This is a genomic window from Candidatus Thermoplasmatota archaeon, from assembly GCA_029907305.1.
Taxonomy (GTDB): Archaea; Thermoplasmatota; E2; order DHVEG-1; family DHVEG-1; genus JARYMC01.
Map to the genome: position 1 here is coordinate 1 of JARYMC010000101.1, position 4,331 is coordinate 4,331.

The 4,331-nt window shown below is 37.6% G+C and carries 4 protein-coding genes; 2 read left to right on the top strand and 2 right to left on the bottom strand.

Translation table 11 applies throughout. The annotated features are described in order from the left end of the window. Positions 1–319 precede the first annotated feature (319 nt). Positions 320–1,237, bottom strand: a complete 918-nt coding sequence (locus QHH19_06780; GenBank protein MDH7518028.1) for a hypothetical protein — start codon at positions 1,235–1,237, stop codon at positions 320–322. A 96-nt stretch (positions 1,238–1,333) separates the two neighbouring features. Continuing rightward, the gene (locus QHH19_06785) at positions 1,334–1,525 is read right to left on the bottom strand and encodes a hypothetical protein (protein ID MDH7518029.1); all 192 of its coding nucleotides are present in this window, start codon (positions 1,523–1,525) and stop codon (positions 1,334–1,336) included. Positions 1,526–1,634: 109 nt separating this feature from the next. Between QHH19_06785 and QHH19_06790 the strand changes: the two genes are divergently transcribed. After that, entirely contained in the window at positions 1,635–3,902 is a 2,268-nt protein-coding gene (locus QHH19_06790; protein MDH7518030.1) for a DEAD/DEAH box helicase, read from the top strand. Positions 3,903–3,969: 67 nt separating this feature from the next. Beyond that, positions 3,970–4,224: a UPF0147 family protein gene (locus QHH19_06795; protein ID MDH7518031.1), complete on the top strand. Its 255-nt coding sequence runs from the start codon at positions 3,970–3,972 to the stop codon at positions 4,222–4,224. The last annotated feature ends 107 nt before the right edge of the window (positions 4,225–4,331 follow it).

The window sequence follows — 4,331 nt, forward strand, 5'->3', positions numbered from 1 at the left end:
AAAGGACATATGCCTGGGCATATTGCCATAGTTGCTGCAACAGCACTTGCAACAGCACCAATAATTAATATCTCCATATTTTTTTTCACCATCCCTCATTGTTATATATTAACATGGTATACTTTGTCTGTCATTGTTTATATACTTTTCGTGTAAAAATGCCATTTCAGGAAAAATAGTATATAAAGAGAAGACAAATAAACAAAAAAATACCACCAACAGAAGAAAGAAACAGGCACCAACCAATTTTCATGATAATACAATATAACCTATCTAATGCATATCGGCATCGGCTGTTTTTTTTTTACACAAACCGATACTACTCATCTGTCCTCAAAAGAGAATCAACAACAGGAGACAAAAACCTCTCATAAATAAAACCCATATAACCAATGGAATCCTTTATAACAAAAATCTTCCCTTCATCACCAAAAAACGGGTTAGCAAAACGGTTACGATGCTCAGTAACAAAACCCTTACCCTGCATATCAAACAACAAACCAAGAACCTCCTCCTTATCCAACCCTAGGTCAGACAAAAGAGTCCTAGGCTCCAGCTGATCCAACGGGTTCCACCGACCAGACAAAAAACTATCACCACTATCAAAAACCATGGAGCGGAACTCCTCACCGTTTCTATCAAAAACAATCAAGTTCCTCTGATCCTGAGCATAAACATGGAAGAAAAAGAAATTCTTCAAAGAAACCTCCTCAACAGGAGAAAGACCAGGTACGCTCCTGAACTCATCACGCAAAAACTGTTTAACCTCAGGAGAAAAACATTTTTCCTTACCCATATCCCAAACCAAATCAAGGCTATCAACAACACCAAGGAACTCCTTCATCAACCTCTGCATCCTAGGATCCATAAGCAAAACCCGCTCAAACCATGGACCATCAGTGGTATGCCACATAACACGATTAACCAAACAACCAACAGCACGACTAGGCAACATACTAACCCTATCCCTAAACTCATCAGCCTTACCACGAACAATATCAGTCATAACAGAACCACAGATACTAGCACCAATGTCAGTCAGAGAAATAACACCCCTACCGCTATCAAAACGAACACTGATCAGATTCTTACCAACTAAATCATGCAGCACCCTATCATCAAAATCAAAACCAGAAAGACCCCTAACAACACCATCCTCATATGAGTACAACTTCAAAAGAGTATCAAGTTCATTTGCATCTAAACTATGAGCAGGCCCCTTTATATTTTCACCCATACCCACATCCAACCTCTTTTATTACCATAAATAATGACAAAGGCTATAAAGTTTTTTATCAAAACCTTGTATATTATTAAAATGCAAGTGTAATTATCACAAAAAATTCGATAAAAAACCCTGGATCATATCAAAAACATGGAAAACATCAAGACAAAAAAGTATTATAAGGAACAAAACCACAACAACAAGAGCAATCAAAGCAAACTTTATAAGCTTCCAAACAACAAAAACCACGATTATCGCTAATATAAAAAAAGCCCAAAGAGGGACTTCAACACCAAACATAAACATATCAAATCAAAAAGATGGATAAACAACATAGTTTATAAGCATTTAGTTTTAAAAACAACAAAACCCCAAAATATACTAAAACCTAATTCGCATTCCATTTTTTGTGTACATAAAACAAGAATTCATAAAACCAGACACCATTGAACGTAGGGAATACCAAATAAACATAGCTGAATCAGCAGCAAAAAAAAACACGCTAGTTGTACTACCAACAGGCATGGGAAAAACAGTGATAGCACTCATACTAATAGCAAAACAACTACAAAAACAAAACAACAAGATACTGTTCCTAGCACCAACAAAACCACTTGTTACACAACACGCACAATACCTGAAACAAAACCTTACAATAAACGAAGAACTAATAGCGGTTTTCACAGGTGAGGTGTCACCAGAAAAAAGAAAACAAACCTGGGAGAACAGCAGGATAATAGTCTCAACACCGCAGGTTATACAAAACGATCTTATATCAAAAAAAATTAGTTTAAAAGACGTCTCACTAATAATATATGATGAGTCACACCACGCAGTTGGGGACTACGCCTACGTTTACGTATCAGAGATGTACCAGAAACAGAGGGAAAAAGACAGGCTGGTACTAGGTATGACCGCGTCACCAGGAAACGACGTACAAACCATACTAGAGGTATGCAAAAACCTTGACATAAACAACATAGAGATCAGAACAAAATACGACCCGGATGTCAGACCATATGTATATGACCTGAAAATAACATGGAGAGAAATACCACTCCCAAAAGATTTTTCATACACACTGCAGCTGCTAAAAAAATCTTTGTCAGAAAGATTGCAGTTTCTAAAAGACGCAGGTTTCCTGGAATCATCATCGGTATCATTAATAAACCGCACTAAACTTTTAGAGACGCAAAAAAGGATACAATCTGAGCTGCAAACCAGTATGAGACCACCAAGTATACTTTTCAAAGCAGCCTCAGCACAGAACGCTGCACTTAAAATATACTACGCGATAGAACTACTACAAACACAGGGTGTTAACGCACTAAAAAACTATTTCCAGAGACTAGGAAAAGAAGCTGTATCAAAGGACAGCAGCAAAGCATCAAGAGAAATAATGTCAGATAGAAACATACTAGAGGCTGTTGCGTACGTGAAATCACTAGACATAGAACACCCAAAGGTACAGGAGATAGTAAACATAGTACGAGAGCAACTAAAAAACAAACCAGACTCAAAAATCATTGTTTTCACACACTACCGCGACACATCATCCCATCTTCTAAAGCAATTAGAACATATAGAAAACGCTAGACCAGTAAGGTTCATAGGACAAGCAGAAAGAGATGAGGACAAGGGACTAACGCAGAAACAACAAACCAATATAATAAAACAATTCAAAGAAGACACATACAACATACTTATAGCAACAAGCGTAGCAGAAGAAGGACTAGACATACCATCAACAGACCTAGTAGTATTCTACGAACCCATACCATCAGAGATAAGGACCATACAGAGAAGGGGTAGAACAGGACGTAAAATGCCTGGGAACGTGATAATACTAATAACAAAAGACACACAAGACGAGGCATACTACTGGGCAGCAAAAAGAAAAGAAAAACAGATGAGAACACAACTAGAGTTGCTTAGATCAAAGCTAAATAAACATTTCGAGGACACAAAAACACTATACCATAAAAACATAAACACACAAACCACATTAACAGATTACCAAAAAAAACAGAAACAAGTAACAATAATAGTTGACCACCGTGAATACCGTTCACCAGTATCAAAAAACCTCTCGCTAAAAGAAGCAAACATAGAAGCACAACAACTAGACACAGGCGACTACGTACTATCAACAAGGATAGGAGTAGAAAGAAAAACCGTGGATGATTACCTAGAATCGCTAATAGACGGTAAACTATTCAAACAAACAGCAAAACTAAGAGACGCCTACCCGAGACCAATAATGATAATAGAAGGAGAAGGACTACTAACAAAACGAAACATAAGCCACAATGCGATATACGGGAGCATAGTATCTATAATAGTAGACTTCGGCATACCGGTGATAACAACCAGAAACCCAATGGAAACAGCAAACCTACTATACATCATAGCTGCACGTGAACAAAGAGAAGAAAAAAAACCTGTGGCAACCAGGGGAGAAAAAACACCTATGTCAATAAGAGAAAAACAACAGTTCATAGTAGAAGGATTACCAAACGTGTCAGCTGTGCTAGCAAAAAGACTACTAGAACACTTCGGCAGCATAAAAGACATAATCAACGCCTCAGAAGAAGAACTAAGAGAGATACAGGGCATAGGAAAAAACATAGCAGCTGAGATACAAGAAATAATAAACACAAGGTACCTAGAGGATTAAATATATCAGCCCAAATATTTTTATCCCCTATCGTATTACACGGTTGATGCGTAAGAGGGTGAACTCCATGTCACAGGATGATAAAATCATGCAGGTATGCGACGGCCTAAATATGCTTAACGAGGATAACTCAATACCAAGAAACATAAGAAGAGGAGCCGAGGAAATAAAAAACATACTACTAAAAAAAACAGATCCACTAGATGTCAGGGTTGCAACAGCTACACAGAGGCTAGATGAGCTGGCAAACGACCCGAACATACCACTCCATGGCAGAACCCTGATATGGAACATAATGAGCCGTTTAGAAGGCATAGCCTAAAAACCCTTTCCCAATTATTTTTTTTATAAAAAACAGTACTTCGGAAAGTACAATCGTAAATATTTTTAACCTATAACTTCATTGATTTTTTTGGGAAGATGGGATGA

What these genes read in the sequence shown, in the direction of transcription:
- QHH19_06785 (MDH7518029.1), bottom strand. Translation starts at nt 1,525, where the DNA reads ATGTTTGGTGTTGAAGTCCCTCTTTGGGCTTTTTTTATATTAGCGATA.
- QHH19_06780 (MDH7518028.1), bottom strand. Translation starts at nt 1,237, where the DNA reads ATGGGTGAAAATATAAAGGGGCCTGCTCATAGTTTAGATGCAAATGAA.
- QHH19_06795 (MDH7518031.1), top strand. Translation starts at nt 3,970, where the DNA reads ATGTCACAGGATGATAAAATCATGCAGGTATGCGACGGCCTAAATATG.